Origin of the sequence: Sphaerochaeta sp. UBA5836 (genome assembly GCF_002432845.1) — a bacterium.
Lineage (GTDB): Bacteria > Spirochaetota > Spirochaetia > Sphaerochaetales > Sphaerochaetaceae > Sphaerochaeta.
This window is the reverse complement of record NZ_DJGW01000002.1, coordinates 1-3,866: the sequence shown is the minus strand read 5'-3', so window position 1 is coordinate 3,866 and position 3,866 is coordinate 1. Positions and strand designations below refer to the sequence as shown.

The following is a 3,866-nucleotide window of genomic DNA, read 5'->3' as shown; positions in this document are numbered from 1 at the left end:
CTTGTCCATATGCCACACATAGACTATAAAGTACGTATCGGAGGCCGCTGTGTTCTACTACCTTGTCAAATTAGCCCTTTCTGCATCCATAATCGTTGCCGTCAGTGAAATTGCCAAACGAAGCTCGTTCTTTGGAGCGCTTATCGCCTCGTTGCCTCTCACGTCCCTGCTTGCCCTGATTTGGATGTATATCGATAAGACGGAGACAAAGGCAATCGCCGACCTCTCCCGATCTATTTTCTTTCTTGTGTTACCCTCATTGGCATTTTTCCTGCTCTTTCCAGTCCTGCTTACCAAAGGGTTGCACTTCTGGGTGAGTTTGGGAATTTCCGTTGCCGCCACCATAGTCCTGTATGGTTTGCTTGTTTGGGTGCTCCAATTGTTGCATGTGACGCTCTAGGCTTGGTTGTTTACCCAAGGTGTTAGCAAGCCAGAACCAGCAATATCCTCAACCTTCAAGGGTTTGGAGAAGTAATAGCCCTGCAATTTGTCACAGCCGTTCTGCTGGAGATATTGCACCTGCTCTTCTGTCTCCACCCCTTCGGCAAGCACCTCGATTCCCAGGTTCTTCGCTGTCTGGATGATGCTCTTGATCAAGGCCATATCTTTTTTCGAGCCGGTGGTTATCCCCTGCACGAATTCAATGTCGATCTTCAGTTGGTCGATCGGGTAGGTCCTCAGCCTGCTGAACGAAGAATGTCCGGTTCCAAAATCATCGATTGCCAATGAAATGCCCAGCTGCTTCAGTTCGATCAAGCGTTGCAACAACAACGGCTCTCCCAAGAAGTTCGAACTCTCGGTGACCTCAATCTGTAGGTATGTGCTGTCCACACCGGTTTCAGCGAGTATCGCCCGGACTTTTTCAACAATGTGAGCGTCCCTGAGCTGCACCAACGAGAGATTGATCGACATGACCAGAGCTTCTTGGTACGTTTGATTGAAAAAGACAAGCTGTTTGCAGGCTTCTTTCAGGACAAACAAGCCGATTGGGCGGATAAGACCGGTCTGTTCGGCAAGCGGGATAAAGTCAGCTGGTAAAACAATACCGTAATCCGGGTTCTTCCACCGTAGCAGAGCCTCGAAACCACACACCTTTCGGGTTTCTGTACATATCTGGGGTTGATACTCAATGAACAGCTCGTTCCTATCGAGAGCGCGATAGAGACTGTTGGTCAGACGCAGTCTCTTGGTTGTCTGCGCTTTCATCTCCTCAGTACAGTAAGCAACTTGGTTTTTCCCCTTTGCCTTGGCGGCATACATGGCGATATCGGCATTCATGATCAGCGTCTGGGCGTCGGGACCATCGTTCGGATAGAGGGAGACGCCAATGCTGGCCGGAAGGAAGTATTCTTCAGTGCCTAAGACAATAGGCCGCTTGAGTGCCTGCATGATCGCCTTAGTCACCAACAGGATGTCTGTCTCTTTCTGCCGTTGCACTTCCATCAGGAACTCGTCACCGCCGAAGCGGGCGATGATATCATCCTTGTCCAGGACAGCCGCCATTACTTCTGCAATTTTGCTTAACACCAGGTCTCCGGTGGCATGCCCTGCGGTGTCGTTGATGGACTTGAAGGAGTCGAAATCGAGAAACAGGATTCCTATGACTTGCTTGCCATGTGAATGTTTTGCAATCGTTTGGTTGACATGGTCGATGAAGTAGTCACGATTGGGAAGCCTGGTCAGCGAATCATAAAAAGCCATATTGTAGAGCTTGTTTTGTGATTGCTCGAGTTCACTGCGCTGGGTATCGATGTGTGATATGTACCATTCAGAGCGTTGTTCAAACACCCTGATCAGATAAATAACCAGCAATACCCCGATGTAAGAGATGATGCCTGGAATCGGGGTTGGAGAGTTGGTCCTGATCAAAAACAGTATCGAGGAAACAAGGTTCGCCCCATTGAGAAGCAGGGTGGCGATGACTCCGGTCTTTTTCGCCCGAAGGACGAGGTAGATGGATATGAACATCTGTAGCTGGGTGATGATGCCTCTGAACGTCGATTCTTCCAATTGGAGGGCAGCCACAAGTTCGGAGTCGGCGGATAGACGCGTTTGTAGCACAGAAATAAACACATAGAGTGCTACCAGGATGAAGATGGTGGTGTACCGGGAAGGAGCCCCCAATCCCACTACTTGAGGATTACGACTTCTCAGGACTTGAGAAATGACCACTACAGGAATGGTAAGGATGATGGGCGCAAGTTGGGGCAGTTCCAAGCCGAAGGCCGGCAGCAGGACATCAGTGAGCGTCCCGACAAGAAATGCAACCAGAAGAGAGAACAAAATCTGTTTTTTTGCCGTTTTCTCCGTTTCTGTTCTCCATGCAGCCAGCAGATAGAGTCCCAAGAGCGTGTACCCGGAGAAATAGGCATAAAAGGCATAGTCCCAAAAGGTATCGACTGAAGAGGATGACCAACCAAATCGTGTGAAAACCAATGAATAATCGTAAAGATTGGACGGGAGGCCATAGACGAGAATCATCAAGAGAGAGGGGATGAAGAGGAGTGGATAGCAGGTGCGATGAAGCTTGCGGCCTGTCAGGAGCAACACAAACAGGACGAGGATTACATAGATACCCACCCAACCAAAGGCTGATATTCGCTGTCCGGCGATGGCGATATTCAGATTTGGAGCGACTGTGGATACCGTAAGTCCAAGGGTCCATATGATCAGACAAATCACCAGGGCGAAAAATGCCCGATTGATGCGCGAAGTGCGGTCGCTCTGCATGACCAGAATTCCACTGACCAAGGAGACTATGCAAACAGTGATGAACAGCATGGCAAACAACGATGTACTGAGCAATGCTCACTCTCCTTCGGCTTCAGTGTACATGACTTCATAATAGTACACCGGCTTGGGAGTTGCAATGGGAGACAATTTGTATCTTTTTATTCTATAAGAATATAACTTATACCATACTTTGTATTACTTTCTCGCCAAGAGTATATTCAACCACCTCTCATTACCTCTGCCTTGGCGAACATCTGCTGAGTGGGAGAGCTGTACCAGCTCAAACAGGGAAAGCTCAGTAAGGAACTCCTGAAAACCCTGCTCGGTAAAGCAGGTGAACAAGCGCCCTTCGTTTGTGAAATCTTCCGGACGATCTTTGAAGGAGCAATAGAGCAACCCTTGGGGCTTGAGGGCCCTATGCAGCAAGCCAAAGACGAATCCCAGCTCTACTCTTGGTACATGCAAGAGCGATGCACAGGCCCAGATGCCGTCAAAGGTAGAGTCATAGTCCAATTCCGCAAAGGAAAGCTTTCGGACAGCAAGGCCTGTGAGAGCTCTTGCATGCTCGACCATCGCACTACTGTTGTCGAAAGCCTCAACCTTATAGCCCTGCTCCAAGAAATGGAGGCTGTCACGGCCGCTGCCGCATCCGGCATCCAAAATGGAAGCGCCTTTTGGCAGATAAGGCAGAAACAGCGAGTATTGAGAGCTCATATCCACCGAGACAGTACTGTTGATGTAGGTGTCTGCATGCTTGTCATAGTAGTTCATCAGGGAGGCCTCCGAGATCTTGATAGTACTCTTTAAGGTTTTCAGTAAGCAAGCTTGTACACTCACTGATATCTTGAGCTGTAAGAGAGGAATATAAAACTGAATTGAAACCAATCAGATTAAGGTCCTTAAGGTAGTGGACAAACCGCTTGCGCTCGAATTTTTCAAACGGATTTGCAAGCATATTTCGTTTGACTGCAACCCTATCGGAAAGGAATTGTTCAGTATATGTACATCGCTGGCGATCCACCGGTAATTGAGATGCCAAACGGTTGAGATAAAACCGACGATAGTCCTCCATAACATCATCGATAGAGGCTTCTCCATGCATATTGCAGTGCTTGAACAAGCTGAGCATAAAC

At 48.6% G+C, this 3,866-nt stretch carries 4 protein-coding genes; 1 reads left to right on the top strand and 3 read right to left on the bottom strand.

Annotated features, from left to right (window positions below; genetic code table 11):
- Nucleotides 1-49 precede the first annotated feature (49 nt).
- Nucleotides 50-400, top strand: a complete 351-nt coding sequence (locus tag B3F49_RS00040; protein ID WP_293893229.1) for a DUF3147 family protein — start codon at nucleotides 50-52, stop codon at nucleotides 398-400.
- Here B3F49_RS00040 and B3F49_RS00035 read toward each other — a convergent pair.
- The 3 genes from B3F49_RS00035 to B3F49_RS00025 form a co-directional block, all read right to left on the bottom strand.
- Nucleotides 397-2,805 (bottom strand): EAL domain-containing protein, encoded by a 2,409-nt coding sequence (locus B3F49_RS00035; protein WP_293908438.1) that lies wholly within the window; start codon nucleotides 2,803-2,805, stop codon nucleotides 397-399. The two genes, B3F49_RS00040 and B3F49_RS00035, sit on opposite strands and share 4 nt — an antisense overlap.
- A 123-nt stretch (nucleotides 2,806-2,928) precedes the next feature.
- Entirely contained in the window at nucleotides 2,929-3,504 is a 576-nt protein-coding gene (locus tag B3F49_RS00030) for a class I SAM-dependent methyltransferase (RefSeq protein ID WP_293908437.1), read from the bottom strand.
- On the bottom strand, nucleotides 3,491-3,866 hold a 376-nt coding region (locus B3F49_RS00025), incomplete at its 5' end, for a hypothetical protein (RefSeq protein WP_293908436.1). The genes B3F49_RS00030 and B3F49_RS00025, both read right to left, overlap by 14 nt.